Source organism: Pseudofulvibacter geojedonensis (genome assembly GCF_042675745.1).
GTDB classification, from domain to species: Bacteria; Bacteroidota; Bacteroidia; order Flavobacteriales; family Flavobacteriaceae; genus Pseudofulvibacter; species Pseudofulvibacter geojedonensis.
The window spans coordinates 263,848-290,540 of record NZ_JBHTJM010000009.1; the positions used below are offsets into that span (position 1 = coordinate 263,848).

At 31.5% G+C, this 26,693-nt stretch carries 30 protein-coding genes and 2 tRNA genes; 21 read left to right on the plus strand and 11 right to left on the minus strand.

What is annotated here, in order from left to right; translation table 11 throughout:
- The first annotated feature begins 24 nt into the window (after positions 1–24).
- The 4 genes from ACFQ1O_RS10790 to ACFQ1O_RS10805 all read left to right on the plus strand — a co-directional run bounded on the left by ACFQ1O_RS10790 (position 25) and on the right by ACFQ1O_RS10805 (position 2,437).
- Entirely contained in the window at positions 25–774 is a 750-nt protein-coding gene (locus tag ACFQ1O_RS10790) for a hypothetical protein (protein ID WP_377716031.1), read from the plus strand.
- 10 nt (positions 775–784) lie between these two features.
- The gene (locus tag ACFQ1O_RS10795; protein ID WP_377716032.1) at positions 785–1,378 is read left to right on the plus strand and encodes a hypothetical protein; all 594 of its coding nucleotides are present in this window, start codon (positions 785–787) and stop codon (positions 1,376–1,378) included.
- Positions 1,379–1,390: 12 nt separating this feature from the next.
- The gene (locus tag ACFQ1O_RS10800; RefSeq protein ID WP_377716033.1) at positions 1,391–1,660 is read left to right on the plus strand and encodes a hypothetical protein; all 270 of its coding nucleotides are present in this window, start codon (positions 1,391–1,393) and stop codon (positions 1,658–1,660) included.
- Between the two features lie 165 nt (positions 1,661–1,825).
- Positions 1,826–2,437, plus strand: a complete 612-nt coding sequence (locus ACFQ1O_RS10805) for a hypothetical protein (protein WP_377716034.1) — start codon at positions 1,826–1,828, stop codon at positions 2,435–2,437.
- 73 nt (positions 2,438–2,510) lie between these two features.
- Here ACFQ1O_RS10805 and ACFQ1O_RS10810 read toward each other — a convergent pair whose 3' ends face one another.
- Positions 2,511–2,681, minus strand: coding sequence for a hypothetical protein (locus ACFQ1O_RS10810; protein WP_377716035.1), 171 nt, complete (start codon positions 2,679–2,681; stop codon positions 2,511–2,513).
- Positions 2,682–2,712: 31 nt separating this feature from the next.
- Here ACFQ1O_RS10810 and ACFQ1O_RS10815 point away from each other — a divergent pair, with 31 nt between their 5' ends.
- Positions 2,713–3,435 carry a hypothetical protein gene (locus ACFQ1O_RS10815; RefSeq protein ID WP_377716036.1) on the plus strand — a complete coding sequence of 241 codons (723 nt, stop codon included), beginning with the start codon at positions 2,713–2,715 and terminating at the stop codon, positions 3,433–3,435.
- Here ACFQ1O_RS10815 and ACFQ1O_RS10820 read toward each other — a convergent pair.
- The 3 genes from ACFQ1O_RS10820 to ACFQ1O_RS10830 all read right to left on the minus strand — a co-directional run bounded on the left by ACFQ1O_RS10820 (position 3,432) and on the right by ACFQ1O_RS10830 (position 6,005).
- Positions 3,432–4,112, minus strand: coding sequence for a response regulator (locus ACFQ1O_RS10820; protein ID WP_377716037.1), 681 nt, complete (start codon positions 4,110–4,112; stop codon positions 3,432–3,434). The two genes, ACFQ1O_RS10815 and ACFQ1O_RS10820, sit on opposite strands and share 4 nt — an antisense overlap.
- Positions 4,105–4,911, minus strand: coding sequence for a sensor histidine kinase (locus ACFQ1O_RS10825; RefSeq protein ID WP_377716038.1), 807 nt, complete (start codon positions 4,909–4,911; stop codon positions 4,105–4,107). The genes ACFQ1O_RS10820 and ACFQ1O_RS10825 overlap by 8 nt, the downstream gene beginning before the upstream one ends.
- A 644-nt stretch (positions 4,912–5,555) precedes the next feature.
- A complete protein-coding gene (locus ACFQ1O_RS10830) occupies positions 5,556–6,005 on the minus strand; it encodes a hypothetical protein (protein ID WP_377716039.1) in 450 nt (149 codons plus the stop codon).
- Positions 6,006–6,300: 295 nt separating this feature from the next.
- On the opposite strand from ACFQ1O_RS10830, the gene ACFQ1O_RS10835 reads away from it, so the two are divergent.
- The 3 genes from ACFQ1O_RS10835 (at position 6,301) to ACFQ1O_RS10845 (ending at position 9,093) form a co-directional block, all read left to right on the plus strand.
- Positions 6,301–6,867, plus strand: a complete 567-nt coding sequence (locus ACFQ1O_RS10835) for a phage tail protein (RefSeq protein ID WP_377716040.1) — start codon at positions 6,301–6,303, stop codon at positions 6,865–6,867.
- Positions 6,868–6,942: 75 nt separating this feature from the next.
- Positions 6,943–8,040, plus strand: a complete 1,098-nt coding sequence (locus tag ACFQ1O_RS10840; RefSeq protein ID WP_377716041.1) for an ABC transporter substrate-binding protein — start codon at positions 6,943–6,945, stop codon at positions 8,038–8,040.
- Between the two features lie 48 nt (positions 8,041–8,088).
- Complete coding sequence (locus ACFQ1O_RS10845; RefSeq protein ID WP_377716042.1) at positions 8,089–9,093, plus strand: T9SS type A sorting domain-containing protein; 1,005 nt, start codon at positions 8,089–8,091, stop codon at positions 9,091–9,093.
- A 110-nt stretch (positions 9,094–9,203) separates the two neighbouring features.
- Here the strand turns inward: ACFQ1O_RS10845 and ACFQ1O_RS10850 are convergent, their stop codons facing one another.
- Positions 9,204–12,170, minus strand: a complete 2,967-nt coding sequence (locus ACFQ1O_RS10850) for a leucine--tRNA ligase (protein WP_377716043.1) — start codon at positions 12,168–12,170, stop codon at positions 9,204–9,206.
- Between the two features lie 55 nt (positions 12,171–12,225).
- Positions 12,226–13,152: a ketopantoate reductase family protein gene (locus tag ACFQ1O_RS10855; protein ID WP_377716044.1), complete on the minus strand. Its 927-nt coding sequence runs from the start codon at positions 13,150–13,152 to the stop codon at positions 12,226–12,228.
- 148 nt (positions 13,153–13,300) lie between these two features.
- On the opposite strand from ACFQ1O_RS10855, the gene ACFQ1O_RS10860 reads away from it, so the two are divergent.
- The 5 genes from ACFQ1O_RS10860 to truB all read left to right on the plus strand — a co-directional run bounded on the left by ACFQ1O_RS10860 (position 13,301) and on the right by truB (position 16,481).
- The gene (locus ACFQ1O_RS10860) at positions 13,301–14,179 is read left to right on the plus strand and encodes a cell division protein FtsX (protein WP_377716045.1); all 879 of its coding nucleotides are present in this window, start codon (positions 13,301–13,303) and stop codon (positions 14,177–14,179) included.
- 3 nt (positions 14,180–14,182) lie between these two features.
- Positions 14,183–14,428: a DUF3098 domain-containing protein gene (locus ACFQ1O_RS10865; RefSeq protein WP_377716046.1), complete on the plus strand. Its 246-nt coding sequence runs from the start codon at positions 14,183–14,185 to the stop codon at positions 14,426–14,428.
- Between the two features lie 3 nt (positions 14,429–14,431).
- Entirely contained in the window at positions 14,432–15,229 is a 798-nt protein-coding gene (locus tag ACFQ1O_RS10870) for an undecaprenyl-diphosphate phosphatase (protein ID WP_377716047.1), read from the plus strand.
- A gap of 35 nt (positions 15,230–15,264) precedes the next feature.
- On the plus strand, positions 15,265–15,663 hold the full coding sequence (locus ACFQ1O_RS10875) for a hypothetical protein (protein ID WP_377716048.1): 399 nt from the start codon (positions 15,265–15,267) through the stop codon (positions 15,661–15,663).
- 110 nt (positions 15,664–15,773) lie between these two features.
- Positions 15,774–16,481, plus strand: coding sequence for a tRNA pseudouridine(55) synthase TruB (gene truB, locus ACFQ1O_RS10880; protein ID WP_377716049.1), 708 nt, complete (start codon positions 15,774–15,776; stop codon positions 16,479–16,481).
- On the opposite strand, the gene ACFQ1O_RS10885 is transcribed toward truB, so the two are convergent.
- Entirely contained in the window at positions 16,461–17,018 is a 558-nt protein-coding gene (locus ACFQ1O_RS10885) for a thioredoxin family protein (protein WP_377716050.1), read from the minus strand. The two genes, truB and ACFQ1O_RS10885, sit on opposite strands and share 21 nt — an antisense overlap.
- Before the next feature lie 85 nt (positions 17,019–17,103).
- Here ACFQ1O_RS10885 and ACFQ1O_RS10890 point away from each other — a divergent pair, with 85 nt between their 5' ends.
- Together ACFQ1O_RS10890 and ACFQ1O_RS10895 are read left to right on the plus strand one after the other, a co-directional pair.
- Positions 17,104–17,667: a DNA-3-methyladenine glycosylase I gene (locus tag ACFQ1O_RS10890; protein ID WP_377716051.1), complete on the plus strand. Its 564-nt coding sequence runs from the start codon at positions 17,104–17,106 to the stop codon at positions 17,665–17,667.
- A gap of 335 nt (positions 17,668–18,002) precedes the next feature.
- Positions 18,003–18,263: a hypothetical protein gene (locus ACFQ1O_RS10895; RefSeq protein ID WP_377716052.1), complete on the plus strand. Its 261-nt coding sequence runs from the start codon at positions 18,003–18,005 to the stop codon at positions 18,261–18,263.
- Positions 18,264–18,317: 54 nt separating this feature from the next.
- Here the strand turns inward: ACFQ1O_RS10895 and ACFQ1O_RS10900 are convergent.
- From ACFQ1O_RS10900 to rseP, 3 genes are all read right to left on the minus strand, one after another.
- Positions 18,318–18,391 (minus strand) — tRNA-Asn (locus ACFQ1O_RS10900).
- A gap of 65 nt (positions 18,392–18,456) precedes the next feature.
- Positions 18,457–18,530: transfer RNA gene (locus tag ACFQ1O_RS10905), tRNA-Asn, on the minus strand.
- A gap of 74 nt (positions 18,531–18,604) precedes the next feature.
- Positions 18,605–19,969: an RIP metalloprotease RseP gene (rseP, locus tag ACFQ1O_RS10910; RefSeq protein WP_377716053.1), complete on the minus strand. Its 1,365-nt coding sequence runs from the start codon at positions 19,967–19,969 to the stop codon at positions 18,605–18,607.
- Positions 19,970–20,109: 140 nt separating this feature from the next.
- On the opposite strand from rseP, the gene ACFQ1O_RS10915 reads away from it, so the two are divergent.
- The 5 genes from ACFQ1O_RS10915 (at position 20,110) to ACFQ1O_RS10935 (ending at position 24,424) form a co-directional block, all read left to right on the plus strand.
- On the plus strand, positions 20,110–20,811 hold the full coding sequence (locus ACFQ1O_RS10915; RefSeq protein ID WP_377716054.1) for an SCO family protein: 702 nt from the start codon (positions 20,110–20,112) through the stop codon (positions 20,809–20,811).
- A gap of 60 nt (positions 20,812–20,871) precedes the next feature.
- Positions 20,872–22,620, plus strand: a complete 1,749-nt coding sequence (gene aspS / locus ACFQ1O_RS10920) for an aspartate--tRNA ligase (RefSeq protein ID WP_377716055.1) — start codon at positions 20,872–20,874, stop codon at positions 22,618–22,620.
- A 105-nt stretch (positions 22,621–22,725) separates the two neighbouring features.
- Entirely contained in the window at positions 22,726–23,274 is a 549-nt protein-coding gene (locus ACFQ1O_RS10925; protein WP_377716056.1) for a hypothetical protein, read from the plus strand.
- Positions 23,246–24,094: a tetratricopeptide repeat protein gene (locus ACFQ1O_RS10930; RefSeq protein ID WP_377716057.1), complete on the plus strand. Its 849-nt coding sequence runs from the start codon at positions 23,246–23,248 to the stop codon at positions 24,092–24,094. Before ACFQ1O_RS10925 ends, ACFQ1O_RS10930 begins: the two co-directional genes overlap by 29 nt.
- Before the next feature lie 75 nt (positions 24,095–24,169).
- Complete coding sequence (locus ACFQ1O_RS10935; protein ID WP_377716058.1) at positions 24,170–24,424, plus strand: hypothetical protein; 255 nt, start codon at positions 24,170–24,172, stop codon at positions 24,422–24,424.
- On the opposite strand, the gene ACFQ1O_RS10940 is transcribed toward ACFQ1O_RS10935, so the two are convergent.
- Positions 24,421–24,870 carry a nucleoside deaminase gene (locus ACFQ1O_RS10940; RefSeq protein ID WP_377716059.1) on the minus strand — a complete coding sequence of 150 codons (450 nt, stop codon included), beginning with the start codon at positions 24,868–24,870 and terminating at the stop codon, positions 24,421–24,423. The genes ACFQ1O_RS10935 and ACFQ1O_RS10940 overlap by 4 nt on opposite strands.
- A gap of 26 nt (positions 24,871–24,896) precedes the next feature.
- Here ACFQ1O_RS10940 and ACFQ1O_RS10945 point away from each other — a divergent pair, with 26 nt between their 5' ends.
- The gene (locus ACFQ1O_RS10945) at positions 24,897–26,666 is read left to right on the plus strand and encodes a 1-deoxy-D-xylulose-5-phosphate synthase (protein ID WP_377716060.1); all 1,770 of its coding nucleotides are present in this window, start codon (positions 24,897–24,899) and stop codon (positions 26,664–26,666) included.
- Positions 26,667–26,693 lie beyond the last annotated feature (27 nt).

The window sequence follows — 26,693 nt, forward strand, 5'->3', positions numbered from 1 at the left end:
ACTAACAATAAAGAATATTGTTCTATGAGTACTAACACTACTATTACAAAAGGCGAGGTTGCAACTTCTTCTACCAACCAATTGGTAAGCACAGGCGTAACCAATGAAATTAAAAGCGAAATAAATGCTATGCTTTCTTTTGCTTTAAACAATGGTTTAGCAATTAATAATGAAGTTAATTCCTTATTAGAAAGTACAAAAATTAATGATTTACTTACCGTTCATGCACTACTCATTAAAGATGTTCTTCCTGCTACCCCTAAATCTATCCAATACTTAAATATAATTAACCAAGAGGGTATTCAAGAAAACTCATATAGCAAGGTACCACTGGTTAGAAACTTAATACTTTTAGCATTATTTTTTTTAACTGCATTTGTTACCACTGCTTTGTTTCCTGAGGTCAATAACGATTCGTTAGATAAAGGGATTATGGATAACAATGGGCTTTCACTTTTATTAAACCTAACATTTCTTTGTTCTATTTCTGGCTTAGGTGTTGCTTTTTACCTATTAAAAAGTGTAAGTACTGCTATTCAAAAAGGAACTCTAGTTCCTGAAGATGCTATTTACTATACTGCTTTAATTTTCTTGGGCATCATAGCAGGTATCATACTTTCTGAAATTATTTCTTTGTATACTACAGATAATGGAATTAATCTATTTAACAAAAGTATTCTAGCTCTAATAGGCGGCTTTTCTTCTGACGCAATTTTTAGTGTACTACAAAGCTTAATTGCCAAAATCAAGCAACTTTTTTCTACATCTAACTAATTAATTATATATGAAACCAAACATTTTTTTTATTGCGCTGTCTATTATTGTATTAAGCTCATGTGCATCTATTCCATCTTCTACAACTACACTTACTCAAGAGGTCTTAAAAGAATCCTCTGGTATGCATTCTCTCAACATATCACTTATTAATCAACTATATGCTAACAGAAAAGAACAAGTAAACAATTTTATTACTAACACTTACACACCTGCGTTGTTAGATAATTTTTCGAAAAATTTACCCGACAGTCTTAATTACAAAGAAGAGCTTCCTCATATTTTAAAAAGCATTATTCCTATTATCAATAAGAAAAAAGACTCAATGCAATCTGTTCTAGATGCTGAACAAAATCAATTGATAGCTCAACTCAATAAAAATTACAACAACTTTAGTACAGCTGGAACTTCCTTGCAAAATTTAATCAACTCTGCCGTAAAACTAAAATCCGAAGAAAAAACAGCTATTTCAGCTGTTCAAAGCCTAACAAAAAACACCATTAATATTAGCAACATAGAAAACAAACTAGATAGTTTATTAATACACTCAGGGAATGATTTTTCAAAACTATTAAAGGTTCACTCAATTATAAAAAACAACTAAATACAATAGCATATGCCATCTATAAACTGGAACCAACTTGCAGAGCAAGCCGCCAATCAAACCAATTCTCAATTTGCTAGTCAAATTGCAAATTTAACAAGTATGAGTACAACAGAAATCACTTCTTTTATTCAAGAAAGTGCTATTAGCAATGCCAATGCTATAAAAGTATTACAAGAAATTGATCATGCTACCAACTCTAATAGTCAAAAAGCTAACGCTATAGCTAATATTCAAAATGGTATAGGTTTTTTGGTAAGTATTGCCACTAAAGTTGTGTAATACGTTTACTAAAAAACATATAGGTAAAAACACCTGTTTATAATATCACCCATAAATCCGTATAAATAAGGAATATATAAATAAGACATTTGAATTGTTATAAAAGCGGAATCCGAAAAGCTAAAAATAGAGTAGGAAAATCGAACCAATTAAAATTAAAAAAACATGGAAACAGCAACTTTAGAAAAAGTTTTTAATGTAGACAACAAAAACGGAGCATCTGTAGATGGTGTATCTGTAAACGCTTATGGTCAAGGACAATGTTCTGGAGCTACTTATACCGTATCAGCACATTCAACTATTGATGTAGACTTTACGATTAACATGTTGTGTATTACTCCTGAAAATGTTAAGTCTTTAGATAATCTTGTAAGAAGTATGTTAGACGCTTCTAAACAACATGAGTACGATGAATTATCTAAAAAAGAAGTAAGTGGAGGTATTAGCTTTTTTGCTTTCTGGTCTGGTGGAGCAAAAGCTTCTTACTCTGACACAAAGCACACTATGGATAAGTGGGGACTTAGCGAAAGAAATCAAGAGAAAATTGTAGATGCTATGTTAGAGCTTGTAGCAAAAACAAATAAGTTTAGCTTTAAAGGAACAATATCTAATAATGACTATGATTACTCTGTTTCTGGAAACTTATTTGGTATTGTTATGGACTGTACCATTCAAAAAGGAGAAACACATAATCAGGTACGATTCTTAGCTCCTAAAGTTCATATGAATAGTACAGATGGCGCTTCATCATTACCTGTTGAAGGAAAGTTATATTAAATATACTAGAGGTTGTCTATAAGTTAAATTTATACTTTTAAGACAACCTCATTTTATTATTTACAACACCCATTTATATTAACTTTATTTCTAAATACCTTCCTGTATCATTAGCAAAACCTGCTTGTTTGCTTATCTTATTTTGCTTAACAATTACTCCTATACACGCACAAAGTAAGATTTTCCAAAAACTTAATTTTTCTTTAGAAGTAGGAAATTCAATTCCGTTAATTAAAGGAAACAAAAGTCTTTTATTATCTTCTGAAACAAAGGATTTGAACAGTATTATTGAACAAAAAAAAAATACTTTTCTTAACAGACAAATAGAACCTTCTTGGTTTATATCTTCCTCTATTTCTTTTCCTTTTAAAGAATTCAATATTGGTTTAGAAGCACGTTATACCAGCCGATATAAATACCATTCCAGTGCTTTATATTGGCAACAAAAACAAATAACTCCAAACGATTTATTAATAACATCTACTGGAGAATACCATCAACAAGCAACTATCCAACATAGTTCATTAAATGCTATTTCAGAAATTAACATCTACACATTAAACTTTTCTAACCAATCTACCATGAAATTTAGAATTGGTTTAGGAAGCGGCTTATCATTATACCAAGTTAAAGCATCTATTCCTTATGCTTTTTTGCATTTAAAGTTTAAAAAAGAACTAGGGTTAGAAGATCATTATATTTTAGGCCCTGGTTCTGTTAAATCAGAAAAATCAAATTCGTTTGCTTTTAATTATCAGATTTATGGGAGTATTAAATTACGTTTTAAAAAAACTTTTAGTTTGTCTATAGGTTTTAGAATAAATAATCTAGGCCATTTTATTATGATGAAACGCCCTATTGGTAAGGAAGAATTTTTTGCTATTAATGCGAATTACACTAATAACAATAATAACACTCAAGAAAAATTATCACTAAACACTACCAACAACAAACAATATATAATTAGCAAAGAATTGTTTTTACGGTTTTACTTTTAATTAAACGTTTCTTCTAACGAAACTATTTTATGTTGAAAAGCAAAAACTACCAATCCAGCTACGTTTTTAGATTCTGTTTTAAGTAGTAGATTATTTCTATGCCCTTCTACTGTTCTAGGACTTATAAACAATTCTTCTGCTATTTCATTAGTGGTTTTTTGATTGCATATTAATTTTAACACTTCAGATTCTCTTTTGGTTAAATAATCTAAGTCAAAATAACTACGGGTAGTTTTAGCATCAGGATTTAACATATTTTCTTGTATTACCTGCATTACATTATCGTTGTAACAAAAACCTTTATCGGCTACTGCATTTACGGTAGATACAACTTCTTTTGGCGGCGTATTTTTAGCTAAATAAGCTACTGCCCCAGTAGCAATCATGTTACTAATAAACGGTTTACTATAATAACTAGTTATTGCTATAATTTTTATGTCTTGATATTGTTTTTTAATTAATTTGGTAGTTTCGACACCATTTAAATTAGGCATTTTTAAATCCATTAAAATAATCTCTGGTAATACCTCTGCATTTTCTAGTTGAGTTAATAAATCTTCACCATCTGCAGCTTGCATAACAATATCAAAATTTACTTCTTTATTTAAAATAAACGAAATTCCTTGCCTAAACAATATTTCATCATCTGCTATAGCAATTTTAATTATTTTATTCATAACTGTTGTGTTTAATGATTATGGTAAACGTAGCTCCTTGGTTTAAACTACTTTTTATTTGTATTTCTCCATTTAGTATAGCAACCCTACTTTTAATATTTTTTAACCCCAATCCTCCTTCATTAAATGCTTGTTTTACCAAAAATCCTTTACCATTGTCTTTATAAGTTAATTTCATTTCGCCAGCAGCATCTTGCAATTCTAAACGCATAAGTGTAGCCTTGCCATGGCGAACAGAGTTGTTCAGCAATTCTTGCACTATTCTAAACACATGCAATTCTTCTGCCTTGGTTAAAGTAGTAAGATAATTAATTTGGTGTTGAGCTACTACCTTTTTTGTGGCTCCAAACTCTGCTAACAATTCTTTTAAAGCTTCTACCAAACCAAATTTTTCTAAAATAGGTGGCAATAAATCATGTGCTATTTGCCTAGAACTCTCTAAAACGTTTGTAGTTACACCTAATACATTGCTTAAAGATTCTTGTTGCTCATTAGTAGTTAAACTACCGTCTAATAGCATGTTTATGTGCAAGCTTACCACATTTAGTTTGGCACTAATAGCATCGTGCAAATCTTGAGCTATGCGTTTGCGCTCTCGCTCCTGAGTTTCTATGGTTGCCTGTAATACCTTTTTTTGACTCGCTAGTTTTATAGCCGACTTTTCTAACTCTTTTTCTATTATTTTTTTGCGGGCAAAGCGGAAAAACAATACCAATGATACCACCATAAACAACAATAAAAAAATAGCAGATAGTACTATAGGTATGATTTTATTTTCTTCTGAAAAGAGTAATTCCATTTATTAGTTATTTGATAGAACTTTCTTTCTATAACGCAAATTTTTATACCATTCATAAAAAATTGAAAGTTGAAAAAATATAAATAATATTGAATTAGCAACCCAAGTTATATCGTTTAAAAAATCGGGTAATTTTATAATCATATTTCCCGATAAAAATATCAAAGTACTTGATAATAAATAAAATAATACCCCAATATTTATATATAGATACTTTTTATCTTTTAATAGTGAAAAAAATATATATTGAATACTATATAAAACTATTAAAATAGATGTTAGTATCACTTCATATGGATTAAAACTATAAAACAAATTAGGAGTAATTATATAACTTGAAAAAATAAAAGCTAAAACAAAAAATAACATTATCAATATAGCCATTTTTTGTTTTTTTGATATAAAAAGACACCTATAAAAGAAACTCAGTAGTACAAATTGGAAAACAAAATAAAAATGCGAGAGATAAATATTATTGATTTTAAAACTCCATAATATCAATGAAATAATTTGGATTAACAAGATCACCAATAAATACACAGAGAATATTTTAAGGCTCTTTTCTACAAAAGGAACCTTAAAATATATTATAACATTAATTAATAAAATGAATAATCCAATATGTTGAATAATATCGTGCAATATTATTTATCTTCATGATATAGTTCACTATTAATATCACAAGTACTTGGACAAGGATAAGTAAAATCATAAATCCCACTATCCTTACTTTGTGGATTCGTTGGATTTAAAATAATATCATTATGCGCACCTGTTTTACTGTTATAATCGGTACCTACAAACAACATTTTTTCTCCATATCCATTGTCTTTACCTGTTCCGTTAGTAGAGTCTATACCTAAATAACCGCGTACACCTGCATTGGTTAGTTTGCTTTCATCTAACTCGTACTTTCCGGTTAAATCATTTTTCTTTAAAATTTCCATTTCTTTTAACAACTCACTTAAATCTAAGGCTGGAATTAAAAAGGCTTTACAATGTTGGTCCTTAGTTGCTATTTGCCACTTTTCTGTGTATTTTTTAGCATTCTCTAATGTTACTGTATTCGTTCTTGGTTTGGTTTCTACACTCATAGTTTTTTGGTTTTATGTTAGTCTCTCAAATATACATATGTTCATTTATATTTTGAAAGTAAAAGAATATAAATTTAATAGAGAATTAACTTGTTTAAAAACAAACAACTCACTACCAAACACTTAGCTTGTATTATTATATACTATTTTACTTGTTTTTGTTACCCTTTTCTATCTAAGTATTTCTACCTGGTTTTGTTTAAGGAAATATGTACGTTAAAAATAACAACATGCTAGCTATAATTTTGGTTTCAGATAATTACTAATCAATTTTTAAACTTTAAAACAAATTATTATGGAACCATTTTTAGGACAAATTCAACCATTCGGATTTAATTTTGCACCAAGAGGTTGGGCAAAGTGTGATGGACAATTATTACCTATCTCAGCTAATTCTGCTTTATTTTCATTACTAGGAACTACTTTTGGTGGAGATGGAAGAACCACTTTTGGATTACCAGATTTAAGAGGTAGAAGTATTGTACACATTGGTCATGGACCAGGATTATCTACTGTTACATGGGGAGAAAGAGGTGGTAGAGAAAATGTTACTTTAAGTCAGCTAAACATGCCTTCTCATTCACACGCTTTAATTAACGGAACAGCTAGTGTAGATTTATTTACTACAGATAATTCTAACGCTACACCAGATTCAGATAGCGGTGCAAATGGCTTAGGTACTGGTACAGATATGCCAGATATATTCCGCGAATCTCCAACAAAAGGAGATAAAGTTGGAGGTTTAGAAATTTCTGGTACTACAGCATTATCTGGAGGAAACCAAGCATTTAATATTCAAAACCCATTTTTAGGAATTAATGTTTGTATTGCTTTACAAGGAATTTTCCCTTCTAGAAGTTAAAAAAATCTTATTAAAAGGAAGGTGATTTTACCTTCCTTGTTTTCTGTATTTAGTTATCATTTAAAACATATAAAATTGAGAAAAATAGGTGTATTACTTCCGCAATCTAAAGCTTATCCAAAATTAGCTAAGGAGTTTATTAAAGGATTAAGACTATCCCAATCTGAGACAAATCAATATGAACTGAAAATTGAAGGTATTGGTTACGGTAATGATGCTAAACAATCTATAGATGGTATACAAAAATTAGTGAACCAAGAACAAGTAGACTTAGTTACAGGTATTGTTGGACATAAAGGATTATCTGAAGTTTTAGACTACATAGAAAATATAGAAGAAACCTTTATTTATTCAGATCTAGGAGCAACACAGCCTCTTGATTTAAGCAACAGAAAAGGCATCTATTGCAACTCAATGGGATTATATGATGCTACAACATTACTAGGAGAACATCTCATTTCTAATAACTTCTTAAAAATAGGAACGTCTACTTGTTATTATGAATCCGGATATGGTTTTATAAAGTTAATGGAAGATAGCATAGCTGGAAAAGGGGAGTTTTCTGGTCATTTTATATCTCCTATCAACCCAAGAAAAAATGAAGCTGAATTAATGCTAGATTGGTATAATTCTATGAATCCTGATGCATTATTTGCATTTCATAATGGTATATTTTCTGAAGAACATGCGTCCTTTTTATCAGAAAATAAATTACACGAAAAGGTGCCTATTTATTCTCTTCCATTTTCATGTGAAGAAGATGTTGTTAACAAATTTCCTGAAGTATTCAATGATACACACTGCATAACTTCGTGGTATGCAGACTTAAACACTAATGAAAATACTAGTTTTATAAATAAATACATGGAAACATATGGTAGTAAACCAACATTTTTTGCTGTTTTAGGTTATGAAAACGGTATTCTGATAAATGATTTTCTACAAAATTCAAATACATTTTCTACTCAAAAAAAAGAAGGCCCTAGAGGACAAATAGAATTTACCACCAATACCAACAGAACAAATTACAAGCATTATTTATACCAATTAAGGCACGAAAAAGATACTTGCACAAAAGCTCATATTCAAATATTTAAAAAAGAAGACATCTCTACTAAAAAAGTTTTTAAAAACAATATACCTAGTTGGGATAATGCATATTTGTGTTATTAATTTTATTAAATTTGTAGTAAAATTATTATTAATTAAACCTAGCTAACTATGATTAAAAATTACATTTTATATTTCGGACTTTTATTAAGTCTCAACTTATATGCCCAATTAAATCCCGGAGACATTGCTTTTTTAGGCATGAATACAGATGCTACTGAAGGCTACTCTTTTATTACATTAAACAACATTCCAGGAAATGAAATTATTTTCTTTTCAGACAGAGGAATTATAAATAACGGAGCATATATTGCTGGTACAGAAGGTACTTATAGGTTTACTGCTCCTGCTGGAGGAATATCATGTGGAACTATCATTTCTTTTGACGAAACATCACCAGATACATATACAATTACTGGGGTTACTGGCGCTACAATGACTTTAGAAGCTGGTTCTGCTAATTTAGGATCTGGAGATCAGGTTTACGCTTATCAAACAGCTGGAAATACCATATCTGCTATACCTTCTGATGCCACTTTTATAGCGGCTATAATGTCTGATTATGATGCTATTTGTGTTGATGGTGCTACAGGATGGACACAAAGCTCTTGTGTATCGTCTACTAGTGAAAGTATTGTACCTCCTGGTTTAACAAATGGTGTTAATTGTATTTCAATGACTCCATCTGGTCCAGAAATTGACAATATGCGCTATACAGGAACTCTAACAGGTGATAGCTTTACCTTAAGAACAGCTATTCATAACCCTGCTAATTGGGAAACTAATAATAGCCCAAGATACGACCTTACTCCTGGAAATTATCAAACTCCTAACGTTTCTTGTATTCCTTTAAGTACGGACGAATTTTCTTTAGAAAACAAAATTACTCTTGCGCCAAACCCAGTTCAAGAAAATAGAATTTTAAACATCAATAACAATTCTCAAAACACAATTATTAGTGTTGAGGTGTTTGATGTAATTGGTAAAAAAGTATACTCAACTACTTCAGTTACAGAAAATATTCAATTTCCAACTAACACTCCAAGCGGAATGTACTTTGTAAAAATTACTGACAGTAGAAACAATAACATCACTAAAAAAGTGATTATAGAATAAGGATTATTAACCCACTTATTATCTACCATAGATCTATAACTTTCGTTAAGTCTATAAAAACAAAAAGCGGCCTAGTTAGCCGCTTTTTTATTATGAGTTGTTATTTGTATCTATTTTAAACCAACCAGATTTACAATCCTACCTGGAACAACTATCACCTTATTAGGCGTTTTTCCTTGTAACAATTGTTGTGTTTTTTCATGAGCTAATACAGTTTTCTCTATATCCTCTTTACTCATATCTAATGGCAATTCTAAAGTAAACTTCATCTTTCCATCAAAAGAGATAGGATAGTTTTTACTGCTTTCTATTAAGTGTTTTTCTTCAAACTTAGGGAAAGAAGCAAAGGCAACCGAATCTGCATTACCTAACCTACTCCATAACTCTTCTGCAATATGCGGAGCATAAGGCGCTATAATAACAGCTAATTGCTCTAAAATTTCTTTAGATGTACACTTTTGATGTGTTAACTCGTTTACACAAATCATAAACGTAGAAACAGAAGTATTGAACGAGAAATTCTCAATATCTTCAACTACTTTCTTAATGGTTTTATGTAAGGTCTTTAAGTTGTCTTTTGTCGGCTCAGTATCTGTTACTTTTAATCCGTTATCATCTACATATAACTTCCAAAGTTTCTTTAAAAACGAGTGTACTCCGGTAATACCAGCAGTGTTCCAAGGTTTAGCTTGTTCAAGTGGGCCTAAAAACATTTCGTATAAACGTAAGGTGTCTGCTCCATACTGATTACAAATATCGTCTGGATTCACTACGTTAAACTTAGACTTCGACATTTTTTCTACTTCACGCCCTACTTTGTAAACACCATCTTCTAATACAAATTCAGCATCTTTAAAATCGGCTCTCCAATTTTTAAATCCTTCTACATCTAATTCATCTGATGCATTTACTAAAGAAACGTCTACATGAACAGCTGTAAAATGATTCCAATTTGGCTCAGACTCCTTTAAATCTTTATGCAAACTCAATAATTCAGAATAAATTTTCTTAGCTTCATCATTGATTTCAGAGATAAATATACCTTCTTTAATAACCTTTTCAATTATTGATTTACTAAAGAAAATTTGTTTTCTTTTTTGATTTGAAGATTTTTCGGTTAACCCATATTCCCATCTATAAACAAAAGCAGAAGTTCCTAAAATCATTCCTTGGTTAATCATTTTCTTGAATGGCTCATCTACTGGTAACAATCCTTTATCAAATAAGAATTTGGTCCAGAAACGAGAATATAATAAGTGTCCTGTAGCGTGTTCAGAACCTCCAATATATAAGTCTACATTTTGCCAATAATCTAAAGCTTCTTTAGAAGCAAACTCATTATTGTTTTGTGCATCCATATAGCGGAATAAGTACCAAGAACTACCTGCCCAGCCCGGCATAGTATTTAACTCTAACGGATGCATACAAGAACCCGTTTCGGTATTTTCTACTACTTCATTTTTAGTAGTACACCAAGTCCATTTAGTTGCGTTACCTAAAGGTGGCTCACCTGTTTCTGTAGGTAAATACTTTTCTACCTCCGGTAATTGAATTGGTAAATGTTCATCGGCAATCATTTGTGGCATTCCGTCTTTATAATAAACCGGGAATGGTTCTCCCCAATAACGCTGACGAGAGAATACCGCATCACGTAAACGATACTGCGTTTTTCCTTTACCTTGTCCTAATTCTTCTAATTTATAGATAGCTAACTTACTTGCTTTCTTAGATTTTAATCCGTTTAAGAAATCACTGTTAGCAATTGTTACATTTTTATCTGCATTAGCTCCTTCAGAAATATCTACTCCTTCTAAAATATTAGGGATATCAATTCCGAAATGCTTCGCAAAATCATAATCACGCTGGTCTCCGCAAGGTACTGCCATAACAGCTCCTGTACCATAGCTAGCCAATACATAATCGCCAATCCAAACCGGAATTGGCTCCTTTGTAAACGGATGTTCTGCATAAGCCCCCGTAAATACTCCTGAAATGGTTTTTACATCGGCCATTCTATCACGCTCACTACGTTTAGCTGTAGCTTCTACGTATTGCTCTACTGCTTCTCTTTGTTTATCTGTCACGATTCGTGACACTAACTCGTGCTCTGGAGCTAAAGTCATAAACGAAACTCCAAAAATAGTATCAGGACGGGTAGTAAACACTTCAATAGTTTCTTCGTGATCTTTTAAGTTAAAAGTAACTGAAGCTCCTTGAGACTTCCCTATCCAATTGCGCTGAATTTCTTTAATAGAATCTGTCCAATCTAAACTATCTTGATTGTAATCTATTCCGTTTAATAAACGCTCTGCATAAGCAGAAATACGCATAGACCATTGGGTCATTTTTTTACGTACTACTTCATGTCCACCACGTTCAGAAACACCATTTACAATTTCATCGTTTGCTAAAACAGTTCCTAAAGCAGGACACCAGTTTACTTCGGTCTCTGCTAAATAAGTTAAACGGTATTTTAATAAAATTTCTTGTTGCTCTTTTTCGCTATAAGCTTTCCACTCTTCTGCTGTAAACAAAGGTGTTTCTTCATCGCAAACTGCATTTACCTCAGCATTACCATTCGCCTCAAATGCCTTAATTAACGTAGAAACATCTTCCGCTTTGTTTGTATCGTTGTTATACCATGAATTGAATAACTGGATGAATATCCACTGAGTCCACTTGTAGTATTCCGGATTAGAAGTACGTACTTCTCTAGACCAATCAAAAGAAAAACCAATTTTATCTAATTGCTCTCTATAACGAGTAACATTAGTCTCAGTAGTTACTGCTGGATGCTGACCTGTTTGAATAGCATATTGTTCTGCTGGTAGTCCAAAACTATCATACCCTTGTGGATGTAATACGTTAAACCCTTGATGACGTTTGTAACGTGCATAGATATCACTAGCAATATACCCTAACGGATGTCCAACATGTAAACCTGCTCCAGAAGGATAAGGAAACATATCTAACACATAATATTTTGGCTTATCTGAACTGTTTTCTGCTCTAAAAGTTTGGTTCTTTGCCCAATACTCTTGCCATTTTTTTTCTATCTCGTTAAAGTGATAACTCATGATACCGTCATTTAAAGGCGCAAATTTACGGTTTATTAAACGATTCTGAAAGTGTTTACACTAGCTTTCTGGCTATATTTTCTTGAGGTAATAAACAGTTATAAATAAAAGCGTTAGTTGGAGTTTCGATACTTAATTCTTTCCCCATTTTTACAATATACCCGTTAAAGTTTTCTAATTCACTGGGCTTACCCTCCATAACATCACGTTGCATAGATGCTGTTGTATTTGGATGAGAATTTTCTACTGCTTTTAATACAAATTGAGAATCTTCTTCAGTTAAACCTATTCCTTTTTTATTAGCGATAGCAACTATTTCTTGCGCTGTATTGAAAATAATTTGTCTTATTTCTTGTTGAGCTCGCATTTCACCAAAAGTTACTCTAGTTAAAGCTGCTATACCACTAACCGATGTAATAAACTGGAACTTCTTCCAGATGGCTAAATGAATATCATCTGCCAAGGTATTTTTAAAACCTGCTCTTTCAAAAACATCTTTTAAAGCAAGTATTCTTTCTGACTTCTCATCATTATATTCACCAAAGATAATTTCAGGTTCAAAAGCAAAATGATTAATCACTCCTGGTTCATCCACTTTACTTACTATTTTACATAAACCAGCTAATACATTTCCTTTAGGAAGAATACTTAGTAATTTATCGGCATTATCAGCTCCATTTTGTAATGGTAATACCATTGTTTTTTCGCTGAGAAATGGTTTAATTTCTTTCGCTACACCTAGTATTTGCCAAGACTTGACACCTAAAATAACTAAATCGGCTTTTTCTATACTATCGTAATTATTACTTGCGTCTGGATGAACCAAAAAATCTCCTTTTATACTTTTAATTTGGAGTCCTTTATTTTTAATCGCATCTAAATGTTTACCTCGTACTAAAAAGGTAACTTTATTCCTTGACTGTGTTAATTTACCTCCAAAATAACCACCAACACCTCCTGCACCAATTACAACAATATTCATATGATTCTTCTTTTAAGTAAAGATAAAAATGTATGATGATTTATCACCTCATTTTATAACAAGTATTTCATTCAATAAAAGAAAATGTTAAGAAAAAGATTAATTAGTGAATGATTTAGTATTTTTACCCGTTATTCAATTTGAACACATGAGTAAATCTTTTGAAAAATATCAAAAAAGAAGACTTATATCCTCTTATTTTTCTGTAGTACTTAGTATTACTTTGGTATTGTTTCTATTAGGTGTTTTAGGCTTATTAGTAATGAATGCTAAAAAAGTTGAAAAGCATTTTAAAGAGCAAATAGCAATTTCTATAGATCTAAAAGAAAATGTAAAAGAAGTAGAAATAAATGCCTTACAAAAGAGTTTAAAACTATCTGATTTTGTAAAAGAAACTCGATTTGTTTCTAAAGAAGAAGCAGCAGAGTTAGCCAAAGAAGAAAATGGAGAAGAGTTTATGGATTTTATTGGTTACAACCCATTTCAAAACTCTATAGATGTTTTTGTTAATAGTGAATTTGTTACTTTAAACTCTTTAGAAGAATTTAAGACTTCTATCTTAAAAAGAGAATATGTAGATGAAGTTCGTTATGATGAAGATTTGGTTTCATTAATGAATAAAAATGTTAAAAGAATTAGTTTTTGGTTGCTTGTATTTAGCATTGTCTTTACTGCAATAGCTATGTTATTAATTAACAGCTCTATTCGCTTAGCAGTATACTCTAAACGTTTTATTATAAAAACCATGCAAATGGTTGGAGCCACAAAACGTTTTATTAGACGTCCATTTATTTGGCGAAGTATTCGCTTAGGTATTTTAGGTTCTATAATAGCTGTTATTGGTATTATAGCATTGGCATATTTTATAGACAACAATATTCCAGAAGCTGGTATTTTAGAAAATCCTATATCTTTTGGGGCTTTATGTTTTGGTGTTTTATGCTTAGGTATTATTATTACCTGGATTAGCACTTATTTTGCAACCCAACGTTTCTTAAATTTAAAAACAGACGATTTATATTATTAAATTATGAGTGATCAAAACAAACCAGATTTCATTTTCGGAAAAGCCAATTATAAATTAATGTTTATTGGTTTAGGAGTTATTGCTTTAGGCTTTATCTTAATGGCCGGTGGTGGTAGTGATGACCCGAATGTTTTTAATCCAGAAATTTATAATTTCAGACGCATACGTTTAGCACCAACTTTAGTATTAATTGGATTTGGAATACAGATTTATGCAATCCTTTTTGATAAAAAAAAGAAAGAGAATTAATTCATGGAAATAATTAAAGCTATAATCCTTGGTATTATTCAAGGCTTAACTGAATTTTTGCCAGTTTCTTCATCAGGTCATTTAGAATTAGGTAAAGCCATACTAGGAGATGAAAGTGTAGGAGAAGAAAGTTTAATTTTTACAGTAGTCTTACATTTTGCTACAGCTCTTAGTACCATTGTTATTTTCAGAAAAGATATTTTAGAAATTATTAAAGGTTTGTTTCAGTTTAAGTGGAATGAAGAGACTCAATTTTCTTTAAAGATTGTTTTATCAATGATACCAGCAGTTTTTGTTGGTTTATTTTTTGAAGATCAATTAGAACAATTATTTGGCGGTAGTATTCTTTTTGTTGGTGCTATGTTATTAATAACTGGACTATTACTATTTTTAGCTGATAAAGCCAAAAACACCACTAAAAATGTATCGAATCAAAACGCCGTTATAATAGGTATTTCTCAAGCTATTGCTATGTTGCCAGGCATTTCAAGATCTGGCGCTACTATTGCTACTTCGGTATTATTAGGAGTAGACAAAGCTAAGGCAGCTCGTTTCTCTTTTTTAATGGTCATACCGCTTATATTTGGTAAAATAGCTAAAGATGTTTTAAGTGGTGATTTAGCCGTTCATTCTAGTCAAGCCATTCCATTAACTGCTGGTTTTATAGCCGCTTTTATTTCTGGTTTATTTGCTTGTACCTGGATGATTTCTTTAGTAAAAAAGAGTAAGTTATCTTATTTTGCTATTTACTGCTTTATAGTAGGTATAATAGCTATTATTCTAACCCTTGTCAATAGTTAATTTTTACTAAGCTTAGAAGTATTATAAAAACTCTAATGGAAAAAATTATAACTTATTTAATATTTGGATTTCCCGGACTTATTCTTTTAATTGGAGGTATAAAAGGGTTAATTAAAAAAAATGGAATTAAAACAGTTTCCGAAATAATCGACTTAAGACTATGTGCTGACAACGATAGAGAAAGTAGAGTGACAACAACTTATCCAGTAGTAGAATTTTATGATACTGATGGAAATAAAATCGTTAAAGAATTATCAGAAGGTAATGGAAGATATATGAAAGGGCAAAGATTAAATATAATCTATCTAAAAAGAAATGATAATTATGAAATAATAACTAATTCTAAACTTTTTTTAATTAGGTTTCCTTTAGGAATGGCTATTATTGGAGCAATTATATTATCAACAATATTTTTTATTATCATCACAAAATAATATCTCTCAACAAGGTATTAAGCATCTTAATCAGCAATTAATTAAAAACACTTTGACGTCAGAAAACTTTTGCTTTCATAAATAAATTCCTTTTTTCACAGAAAATAAACATGAAAAAAACAGAAGAAGATTTTAAATCGGGACAAATTTTATTAGTAGATAAGCCTTTAGAGTGGAGTTCTTTTCAGGCGGTGAGTAAAATTCGTTGGGTAATTAGAAAAGCTTTTAATTTAAAGAAAATAAAAGTTGGGCATGCAGGTACACTAGATCCTTTAGCTACTGGCTTATTGGTTATTTGCACGGGTAAATTCACCAAACGTCTATCAGAATTTCAGGGGCAAGTAAAAGAATATACTGGTGAGATAACTTTAGGAACTACCACTCCTTCGTACGATTTAGAAACAGAGGTTGATAAGCAATTCCCAACAAATCATATTACCAAAGAACTTATAGAAGAGGCTCTACCTAATTTTATTGGTGAAATTGAACAATACCCTCCAGTTTTCTCCGCATTGAAAAAAGACGGAAAGCGTTTGTATGAGTATGCTCGCAAAAACGAAGAAGTAGAAATAAAGTCTAGACAAATTAAAATTGATGAATTTGAAATCACCAAAATTGATTTACCTAAGCTTGAATTTAGAGTGGTTTGCAGTAAGGGGACCTACATTCGTTCTTTAGCTCACGATTTTGGAAAAGCATTAAACTCGGGTGCTCATTTATCTGCCTTAAGAAGAACCAAAATTGGTGATTTTTCTGTAGACAATGCTTTTAACCCTATCGACTTTGAAAAAGAATACTTAATTCAAGAGCAAAAGTAAATCTTTAATGATTTCTTTACCTTTGTCCTTAGTGTACCAAATCTGTAAATCTTTTTTAAATTCAGAGGTTAATTCTCCATTTTTTGCTTTAAAATCAGTTACCATTTGAGTCGCTTTTTGAGGTCTTGGCCCAAAAGTTCCTATTACTTTTTCGCTATCTTTTTCTTGTATCACTAATTTAGGAATCGCTCTACCTCCGTTGGTTAAGTGTGCATCCATTAGTTCTAAGTTTTCATCTCTTAGCAGCACCTTAAAGTTTATCAGCTTATTTAACTCTGCTATCTTATTCATATAAGGCATTATTTGTGCAGCATCTCCACACCAACTTTCAGTTAACACCAACCAATTTACAGGTTTGTTAAATTGTTTAATCTGTTCTTTTTGTTCATCTGTTAACGAAGCTTTTTTATCTAAACGCTCCATTCGTTTATGATTTAAGAAAGTGTAGTTAATAAGTGCTTCTGTTTGGTTTTCTCCTGTGGTAGCCTTTTTCGCTACCAAATCATTCATAAGAGATTTATATTCTGAATATGTCATACTATTAAAAATAATTACTTTGTGTAGGTCGACAATAGTAATTAGTCCTTACTTTGTATCTTTAATACTTCTTAAAACAACTCATATGAAAAAAATAAGATGTGCTTGGTGTGAAAGTTCAGATTTATACAAAGATTATCATGATAAAGAATGGGGAGCTCCTGTATATGACGATCAGAAACTGTTTGAATTCTTAATCTTAGAAACCTTTCAAGCCGGATTGAGTTGGATAACCATTTTAAATAAACGAGAGAATTTTAGAGAAGCTTTTGATAAGTTTGACTATAAAAAAATAGCCAACTATCAAGAAGACAAATTTGACGAACTAATACAAAACGCTGGTATTATTAGAAATAAATTAAAAATTAAAGCCACTATAAGCAATGCAAATGCCTTTATAGAAGTGCAGAAAGAGTTTGGTAGTTTTTCTAAATACATTTGGGACTTTGTTGATGGAAAACCTATAACAAACACCTTTAAAACCTTAGCTGAAGTTCCTGCTACTACTCCTCTATCAGATCAAATTTCTAAAGACTTAAAAAAACGTGGATTTAAATTTGTAGGGTCTACAGTAATTTATGCCCACATGCAAGCAACAGGTATGGTTAATGACCATATTGTAAGCTGTTTTAGACACAAAGAGGTATAAAATAAGTTCTCGAATAAAAAAACACCTCGAGTTGAGGTGTTTTTTATTTTTTTGAAATAAATAAGATACAGTATTTATACACTGAAAATTATTGCGTTGAGTTATAATTAGGGGTTAATAATCTCTACACATATAAAACGATTTAACAACGAAATACCCTACCTTCAACTCAATAAAATTCATTGTTCGCCTATTTGCTCACTTAATAATTAATACCCGAATTCTACAAAAAATTACAACAGAGAATAAGTAATTAACAATAACACTATTAATTATTGTTAATAAATTTTAACGTATATAACTGACATACAATGATTTGATTTGTAAATTTGAGTATGGGGAAAATAGAAGAATTAATACTTAGAATCTTAGAATCTAATTCTATAGATGAAAAAACTAAGTTTGGAAAAGAGGCTGTTGAATTGTTTAAAAATTTAGATTCAGAATTTATTATTCCAATTGCTATTCGGCTAAACTTATCTGTACGCCTAAAAGACGCTATAGATAATTTTATAATTCAAGACAATCTTACATCTAGAGAAACATTAAGAGACTTTTTTCTGTCGAATAATTTGTATTTACAAGAAGCCAGCTAGCTTTAATAATTAAAAACAAGAAAGCCATCAAAAATGATGGCTTGTCTAATCTTGCTCCTCTTCTTGGGCTCGAACCAAGGACCCTCTGATTAACAGTCAGATGCTCTAACCAACTGAGCTAAAGAGGAATGTTCATATAGAACTATGTTGATTGTAACAATTATCGGCTGTTACATTGCCTTTGCTTATTTAGCTCCTCCTCTTGGGCTCGAACCAAGGACCCTCTGATTAACAGTCAGATGCTCTAACCAACTGAGCTAAGGAGGAGTGTTGCTCTGTATAAGCGGATGCAAATATATACTTATTTTATATTCGACGCAACACAAAAAAACATTTTTTTTCTACTTTATAAAATGTCGGTAAATATCATTACCAAAGGCATAGACAAAAATAATCATCATAATCACAAAACCAACCATTTGTGCGTACTCTAAAAACTTTTCACTAGGTTTTCTTTTAGTAATCATTTCATACAACGTAAACATAGCATGACCACCATCTAAAGCAGGTATCGGTAATAAATTTAACACTCCTAACATAATTGACAACATAACTGTTCTATCCCAAAACTTAAACCAATCCCATGTTGGAGAGAAAATTTTAGCTATAGATATAAAACTTCCCATACCTCTAGCAGCACCAGTTTTATATGATGTTACCAATAATTTAACATTAGTAATCATATCAATTATGGTTTCTACAAATTTATTTTTTGCTGCTCCAAAAGATTGTATAAAAGAATACTCTTTAATAGAAACATCGTAAAAACCAATCTTATCTAACTCGTCAAGTTTATTAGTAGTACTTACAACCATTTCTATTTTCCCTTCAGAATTAATATCTACTTTATATGATTTCTCTTCACCCTTTACATTGTATAATGTAGCTTCAACATTTTGACCTGAAAGCCTTTCTAAAGTTTTTTTGAAGTTTGCTGTAGTAATAGAGGTATTATTGATGGATTTAAAAATCCAATTTTTATTAACACCACTTTTAGCATTAATAGATGAATCTGGAATTTTAGAAACTATTACCGGCAAAGGAATTGTAACAAAAGACTTAGGGTCGTTTTTTGCGGTTTGACCAGATATATCTACAGGTATATCTAACTCAACTCTTTCTCCAAATCTATCTACTACAACAGTACCTTCTCCTAAAAGAATAGACTTATTTATTTTCCCAGCATCTTTAACTAACTCCCCTCCAATAGATATTATTTTATCTCCTGTTTTTAAACCAATCTTTTCTTGTAAAAATTCACTAACTACTACTCCTTCTTTTAACTCTGAGTTAGGGATAAACTTCTCGCCATACACAAACATCATTCCTACCAGAATTATATACGCTAACACAAAATTTACAGTAACCCCTCCTAACATAATTACCAAACGTTGCCATGGCTTTTTAGAACGAAACTCCCATGGTTGTGGTTCTTGTTTCATTTGCTCTTTATCCATACTTTCATCTATCATTCCGGCAATTTTCACATAACCTCCTAATGGTAACCAACCTATTCCGTATTCGGTTTCTCCAATTTTCTTTTTGAATAACGATTTACCGAATGCATCAAAAAACAAATAGAACTTTTCTACTTTAGTTTTAAATAATTTGGCTGGATAATAATGTCCCCATTCATGAAGTATAATTAATAATGACAAGCTCAGTAAAAACTGAGCAACCATAATAATAATTCCGCCTGCTGTCATAGTCTATAAAAATTTTAACGTTCAAAAGTAATCTTTTTAAACCAAGTAATAAAGAGCTTTTTAGTTAAGCTAATAGTTTTAACGCATTCTTTAACAAATAATACTGGTAACAAAACGTATCTTTGCTTAAATTTTTTTTAATGAATAATTCTGGACCCTCTCTAATATCATTTTTTAAAGGATATAAAAAGTTTTTTATTTTCTTCGCATTCTTATCAGCTGTTATTCTAGCGCTATTTTATTATGCCTTAAAACCTGTAGAACGGCTTCCTTATTTTGCTCCTGGAAAAAACATCAATCCAGAACTGGTTGATAGTACTATAGTACACATTAAAAAAAGACATAGGATTGCTGATTTTAAGTTAGTAAATCAGAATGAAGACACCATAACTCAAGACCATTACAAAAACAAAATATATGTAGCAGATTTTTTCTTTACTACTTGTAAAACCATTTGTCCTATAATGACTGGTAACATGAAGACCATACAACAAGCCACATTATTAGACAATGATATTATGCTTCTTTCCCACTCTGTAACACCTGAAATTGATAGACCCAAGCAACTCAAAAAATATGCTAAAGAAAAAGGGGTTATTAGCAAAAAATGGAATTTAGTTACTGGTAGTAAAAAAGAAATTTACAATTTAGCTAGAAAATCATATTTAGTTGCTAAATATAACCCTAAGCCTGAAGACCTTTATAACATGATTCATACAGAGAATTTTGTGTTAGTTGATAAAGAAAAGCGTATTAGAGGTATGTATGATGGCACAGACGATGAAGCTATTAAAAAACTATTATCTGATATTGAAATATTAAAAAAAGAATATAAAGATTAATTGGCAACCATTCTGTTAATCTTATTAAATTTGCACTTTTAAATTATATAATCTAAAACCATGTATAGAAGTCATACTTGCGGCGAATTAAGAATTGCCGATGAGAATAAAGAAGTAACCTTAGCTGGTTGGGTACAAAAATCTAGAGATAAAGGATTCATGATTTGGGTAGATTTACGTGATCGCTACGGTATTACTCAATTGATTTTTGATGAAGAACGTACCGATGCTTCTATTATGGAACAAGCTAAAACGCTTGGTAGAGAATTTGTTATTCAAGTTACTGGAACCGTTATTGAACGTGCTTCTAAAAACCCTAACATGCCTACTGGTGATGTTGAAATTTTGGTTTCTAAACTAGAAATCTTAAACGATGCTAAACTTCCGCCTTTTACGATTGAAGATGAAACCGACGGTGGTGAAGAGTTACGTATGCAATACCGTTATTTAGATATTCGTCGTAACCCCGTAAAAGACAGCTTAATATTTAGACATAAAGTAACGCAAGAAGTTCGTAATTACTTGTCTAATCAAGAGTTTATAGAAGTAGAAACTCCTTATTTAATTAAATCTACTCCAGAAGGTGCTCGTGATTTCTTAGTTCCATCTCGTATGAACGAAGGACAGTTTTATGCTTTACCGCAATCGCCACAGACCTTTAAGCAATTGCTTATGGTAGGTGGAATGGATAAATACTTTCAGATTGTAAAGTGTTTTAGAGATGAAGATTTACGTGCCGACAGACAGCCTGAATTTACACAAATAGATTGCGAAATGGCTTTTGTTGAGCAAGAAGATATTTTAAATATTTTTGAAGGTTTAACACGTCATTTACTAAAAGAAATTCACGGAGTTGAGATAGAAAAGTTCCCAAGAATGTTGTTTGATGATGCGATGCGTTTATACGGTAACGACAAACCAGATATTCGTTTTGGAATGGAATTTGGAGAGCTAAACCAAGTTGCACAACACAAAGATTTCAAAGTGTTTAACAGCGCAGAGTTAGTTGTTGGTATTGCGGTTCCAGGTGGAGCTTCTTACACTAGAAAAGAAATCGATAAATTAATAGACTGGGTAAAGCGTCCGCAGATAGGTGCTTTAGGAATGGTATATGTTAAATGTAATGAAGATGGAAGCTTTAAATCTTCTGTAGATAAATTCTACGACCAAGAAGATCTTGCAAAGTGGGCTGAAACTACAGGAGCTAAAGCTGGCGATTTAATTTGTGTACTTTCTGGAGACACTAATAAAGTACGTGCACAATTAAGTGCTTTGCGTATGGAAATGGCAGAACGTTTAGGCTTGCGTAAATCAAATGAGTTTGCACCATTATGGGTAATCGATTTCCCATTATTAGAATTAGACGAAGAAACTGGTCATTACCACGCAATGCACCACCCGTTTACTTCTCCTAAACCAGGTCAATTAGAACTATTAGATACAGACCCTGGTGCTGTTAAGGCTAATGCCTACGATTTAGTATTAAACGGAAACGAAATAGGAGGTGGATCAATTAGAATTCACGACAAAGAAACCCAAGCTATTATGTTTAAGCATTTAGGGTTTACTGAAGAAGAGGCTAAAAAACAATTTGGCTTCTTAATGGATGCTTTTGAATATGGAGCACCTCCTCATGGTGGTTTAGCTTTCGGTTTAGACAGATTAGTAGCTATTTTAGGAGGACAAGAAACGATTCGTGATTTTATTGCGTTCCCTAAAAACAATTCAGGTAGAGATGTCATGATTGATGCTCCTGCTACTATTGACAATGATCAATTAAAAGAATTACATATACAGTTAGATTTATAAACTTTATACAAAATACACGTTGATATAACTATTATGGTCATTCATAAAAAATCCTGCTCCTTTGCAGGATTTTTTATTTAGCTTTAAGTCATAAATTTTTAAGCTTTGAAAAAAAACACCAATATCACTTTATTAATCATTATAATTCTGGTTTTAACCGGAATAAGTATATATTATTTTACTCCTTCTCTTAAAAAGGAAATTTCTTTAGTAGAAAAATACCCATATCATATTGGTCATATAAACCCCGAAACCGCACTACTAAACAAAAAGCACAAATTGTGTGGAGGAGAGAAACCTCAAATTACGATGTATTATAGTGGAGCAGGATTAAACGCCTACAAATACAATAAAAAAAGATTTAGAGAGACCATTTTATCTCAATACAAAAATACCTATGCAGACTCTGGCTATGTTAACTTTAGATTTTTAGTGAATTGCGAAGGCAAAGCAGGTTGGTTTGAAATTATTGAAATGGATCTAAATTTAGAACTTACAGATTTAGACGATAATATGGTAAACCAATTACTACATCTTACTGCTGAAACAGAATGGAACTTCTTTTTTGATCAAGATGGTAAAACACCGTTAAATTATTATATGTATATCTCATACCGAATAGAAAATGGAAAAATCACTGAAATTATCCCTTAGCATGTGCTTAATTTTACTTTTATTTTCGTGCAAAAAAAACACCAAAAATGAGTTAAGTCTAGCTGAAAGAAAAGAAAAATCTAAACAAATACTTAGAGAAGGCATGAGCTTATATCAAGGCTCTTCTGAGAGTATGATAAAACTAGAAGAAGCCATAAAACTAGATCGGAATAACTATGACGCTTGGAGAGAATTATCTATACCTTATTTAAAAAGAGGAATTCCATACAAATGGAAAGCCATTTATGACACTGTAGTAGCTATACACCCACCAGCCTGGCAAGCTTGGAGAGGATATAACTACCTATGGTTTTATAGAGACTATAAAAAAGCAATAACTGATTTTGATACGGCCGATAGCTTTAATCCAAACTTTACAGAACAAGCACAAGGGCATAGTGTAGACTATTGGAGAGGAATTGCTTATTTAGGCCTAAAAGATTACAATAACTCTATAAAATATTTTGATAAGTATATTAATAAAGAAATAAATGATAGCGGAGAAGACTGGGTAGAAGTAACCGCTTTTTTATACAGAGGAATTGCTTTTTATGAATCTGGAGACTATGAAAATGCATTGTTCAACTTCAACAAACTCCTTCATTACACCAAAGGAAGATATGCCGATGGTAATTATTACAAAGCATTGGTTCTAGAAAAGAACAAAAATTTAAAAGAAGCTTTGGTTTTAACTAATCAAGCTATTAAAAATTACAATGATGGCTATTATAATAATAGGCCTTATGTAGAAACATTACGACAAATCTATATAGACGATTTACAGGAATTAAAAGATACATTAGAGAAAAAAAATAAATAAACAACGGCTTTTGCTAGAGTTATTTGCTAAAATTGGGTTAATCGAATAAATTTGCAACAACAAGAAAATACCATAATGAAATATATTTTATACATCATATTTAGCCTTGTTATTATTAGCGGATGTTACGGTTTTTACCTTCAGTCTCAAAAAGACATTACGGCTCCTAAATTCATTGGAGCTGCAGTAGCTGGTTTCTTTTTTGTTTGGATGCCTTTATTTATTTATCATAGATATAAAGGAAAAGACATTAGAAAGTACATGATTACAGATGAAACCATTAAAACTATTAAAGATGAAGCTGATTCTTTTATAGAAAAGAAAGGTTAATTTAAATTTCTTTTTTCGATAAAAAATCGCTTTACTAACTGACTACATTCTTCTGCTAAAACACCCCCTGTAACTGTAGTTTTAGGATGTAGTTTTGTGCCCATTGCTTCACAACCTCTACTTTCATCTTTAGCCCCATAAACTATTCGATCAATCTGACTCCAGTACAGAGCACCTCCACACATTTGGCAAGGTTCTAAGGTTACAAAAAGCGTACATTTTTTTAAATACTTGCCTCCTAAAAAATCTGCTGCCGCTGTTATAGCTTGCATTTCTGCATGTGCAGTAACGTCATTCAAAAGTTCTGTTAAGTTGTGCGCTCTTGCAATAATTCTATTATTAATTACTATAACTGCTCCTACCGGAACTTCTCCTTTTTCAAAAGCAACTTCAGCCTCTTGCAAGGCTCTTTTCATAAAGTATTCATCTGTAAAAATCTCTTCCATAGCAGTAAAAATACTATTTTTGCCCTATGTTAAGCAAGTTACTAGATCATATTCAAAGTCCAACAGACTTAAAAAAACTCTCACAAGACCAATTGCCTCACTTAGCAAAAGAGTTAAGAGAGTTTATTATTGATATAGTTGCTACCAAAGAAGGCCATTTAGGAGCTAGTTTAGGAGTAATAGAGCTTACCATAGCCTTGCATTATATGTTTGATACTCCAAACGATTTATTAGTTTGGGATGTTGGCCATCAGGCTTACGGACATAAAATTCTTACTGGCAGAAAAGACATCTTTCACACCAACAGGCAATACAAAGGCATAAGCGGTTTTCCTAAACGTACAGAAAGCAAATATGATACTTTTGGCGTAGGCCATTCATCTACCGCCATATCTGCTGCTTTAGGTATGGCTATGGCGTCAAACCTTAAAGGAGAAATTAATAAACATCATATTGCTGTAATAGGAGATGCCTCTATTGCCAGTGGTATGGCTTTTGAAGCCTTAAATCATGCAGGTGTTTCCAGTGCCAACATACTAGTAATTCTTAACGACAATGCTATTGGCATTGACCCTAGTGTTGGTGCTTTAAAGAAATACTTAACTGGTATCAAAAAGGGAGAGGCTAACCATCAACACAATATTTTTGAAGCCTTAAACTTTGAATATTCAGGGCCAATAGATGGACATAATTTTGAAGCTTTATTAAACGAATTCAATCGCTTAAAAGAAATCAAAGGACCTAAGTTTTTGCATGTTATTACCACGAAAGGAAAAGGGTTAAAACAAGCTGAACAAGATCAGGTAAAATATCACGCTCCTGGCAAGTTTGATGCCAAAACTGGAGAATTAACTCCTAAACCGCATAAAATTCAACCTCCAAAATACCAAGACGTTTTTGGCTATAGCATTTTAGAATTGGCTAGAAAAAACGATAAAATTATTGGCATAACCCCTGCAATGCCTACAGGTTCTTCATTAAAATATATGATAGATGAAATGCCCGAAAGAGCATTTGATGTTGGAATAGCAGAACAACACGCTGTAACATTAGCTGCTGGAATGGCTACTCAAGGAATGGTTGTATTTTGCAACATCTATTCTACTTTTATGCAACGAGCCTATGACCAGATTATTCATGATGTTGCTTTACAAAACTTACCAGTAATTTTTTGCTTAGATCGAGCAGGACTTGTAGGTGAAGACGGAGCTACGCATCATGGTACTTTTGATATTGCTTATTTAAGATGTATACCCAACTTAACTATTGCAGCCCCAATAAATGAAATAGAATTGAGAAACTTACTATATACTTCTCAATTAGAATTAGACAATCCAATAGCTATTCGTTATCCTAGAGGAAGAGGTGTAACTATAGATTGGAAGCAAGATTTTAAGAAAATAAACATTGGTGAAGGAATAGAATTACAAAAGGGCTCTAAAGTCGCTATTCTAAGTACTGGACATATTGGTAATTTAGTTTCTGAAGTTATTTCAGAATTAAATAATAACAAAATAGGACATTATCACTTTCCTTTTATTAAACCATTAGATCAAACACTATTAAAAACAATTTTTAACACACATACTTCTATCATTACTATTGAAGATGGAACTATAGTTGGAGGGTTTGGTTCTGCCATATCTGAATATGCTACAGCAAATAACCTATATAATCCTATAAAAAACATGGGGATTCCGGATGCTTTCATAGAACACGGAAATAAATCTGAATTATATCAGGAAGTTGGAATCGATTCAGAATCTATATTAGCTACTATAAAAAATTACTTATAAACAAAAATGGCTACTAAATTTTAGTAG

What these genes read in the sequence shown, in the direction of transcription:
- ACFQ1O_RS10790 (WP_377716031.1), top strand. Translation starts at nt 25, where the DNA reads ATGAGTACTAACACTACTATTACAAAAGGCGAGGTTGCAACTTCTTCT.
- ACFQ1O_RS10795 (WP_377716032.1), top strand. Translation starts at nt 785, where the DNA reads ATGAAACCAAACATTTTTTTTATTGCGCTGTCTATTATTGTATTAAGC.
- ACFQ1O_RS10800 (WP_377716033.1), top strand. Translation starts at nt 1,391, where the DNA reads ATGCCATCTATAAACTGGAACCAACTTGCAGAGCAAGCCGCCAATCAA.
- ACFQ1O_RS10805 (WP_377716034.1), top strand. Translation starts at nt 1,826, where the DNA reads ATGGAAACAGCAACTTTAGAAAAAGTTTTTAATGTAGACAACAAAAAC.
- ACFQ1O_RS10820 (WP_377716037.1), bottom strand. Translation starts at nt 4,112, where the DNA reads ATGAATAAAATAATTAAAATTGCTATAGCAGATGATGAAATATTGTTT.
- ACFQ1O_RS10825 (WP_377716038.1), bottom strand. Translation starts at nt 4,911, where the DNA reads ATGGAATTACTCTTTTCAGAAGAAAATAAAATCATACCTATAGTACTA.
- ACFQ1O_RS10830 (WP_377716039.1), bottom strand. Translation starts at nt 6,005, where the DNA reads ATGAGTGTAGAAACCAAACCAAGAACGAATACAGTAACATTAGAGAAT.
- ACFQ1O_RS10835 (WP_377716040.1), top strand. Translation starts at nt 6,301, where the DNA reads ATGGAACCATTTTTAGGACAAATTCAACCATTCGGATTTAATTTTGCA.
- ACFQ1O_RS10845 (WP_377716042.1), top strand. Translation starts at nt 8,089, where the DNA reads ATGATTAAAAATTACATTTTATATTTCGGACTTTTATTAAGTCTCAAC.
- ACFQ1O_RS10850 (WP_377716043.1), bottom strand. Translation starts at nt 12,170, where the DNA reads ATGAGTTATCACTTTAACGAGATAGAAAAAAAATGGCAAGAGTATTGG.
- ACFQ1O_RS10855 (WP_377716044.1), bottom strand. Translation starts at nt 13,152, where the DNA reads ATGAATATTGTTGTAATTGGTGCAGGAGGTGTTGGTGGTTATTTTGGA.
- ACFQ1O_RS10860 (WP_377716045.1), top strand. Translation starts at nt 13,301, where the DNA reads ATGAGTAAATCTTTTGAAAAATATCAAAAAAGAAGACTTATATCCTCT.
- ACFQ1O_RS10865 (WP_377716046.1), top strand. Translation starts at nt 14,183, where the DNA reads ATGAGTGATCAAAACAAACCAGATTTCATTTTCGGAAAAGCCAATTAT.
- ACFQ1O_RS10870 (WP_377716047.1), top strand. Translation starts at nt 14,432, where the DNA reads ATGGAAATAATTAAAGCTATAATCCTTGGTATTATTCAAGGCTTAACT.
- ACFQ1O_RS10875 (WP_377716048.1), top strand. Translation starts at nt 15,265, where the DNA reads ATGGAAAAAATTATAACTTATTTAATATTTGGATTTCCCGGACTTATT.
- truB (WP_377716049.1), top strand. Translation starts at nt 15,774, where the DNA reads ATGAAAAAAACAGAAGAAGATTTTAAATCGGGACAAATTTTATTAGTA.
- ACFQ1O_RS10885 (WP_377716050.1), bottom strand. Translation starts at nt 17,018, where the DNA reads ATGACATATTCAGAATATAAATCTCTTATGAATGATTTGGTAGCGAAA.
- ACFQ1O_RS10890 (WP_377716051.1), top strand. Translation starts at nt 17,104, where the DNA reads ATGAAAAAAATAAGATGTGCTTGGTGTGAAAGTTCAGATTTATACAAA.
- ACFQ1O_RS10895 (WP_377716052.1), top strand. Translation starts at nt 18,003, where the DNA reads ATGGGGAAAATAGAAGAATTAATACTTAGAATCTTAGAATCTAATTCT.
- rseP (WP_377716053.1), bottom strand. Translation starts at nt 19,969, where the DNA reads ATGACAGCAGGCGGAATTATTATTATGGTTGCTCAGTTTTTACTGAGC.
- ACFQ1O_RS10915 (WP_377716054.1), top strand. Translation starts at nt 20,110, where the DNA reads ATGAATAATTCTGGACCCTCTCTAATATCATTTTTTAAAGGATATAAA.
- aspS (WP_377716055.1), top strand. Translation starts at nt 20,872, where the DNA reads ATGTATAGAAGTCATACTTGCGGCGAATTAAGAATTGCCGATGAGAAT.
- ACFQ1O_RS10930 (WP_377716057.1), top strand. Translation starts at nt 23,246, where the DNA reads ATGGAAAAATCACTGAAATTATCCCTTAGCATGTGCTTAATTTTACTT.
- ACFQ1O_RS10935 (WP_377716058.1), top strand. Translation starts at nt 24,170, where the DNA reads ATGAAATATATTTTATACATCATATTTAGCCTTGTTATTATTAGCGGA.
- ACFQ1O_RS10940 (WP_377716059.1), bottom strand. Translation starts at nt 24,870, where the DNA reads ATGGAAGAGATTTTTACAGATGAATACTTTATGAAAAGAGCCTTGCAA.
- ACFQ1O_RS10945 (WP_377716060.1), top strand. Translation starts at nt 24,897, where the DNA reads ATGTTAAGCAAGTTACTAGATCATATTCAAAGTCCAACAGACTTAAAA.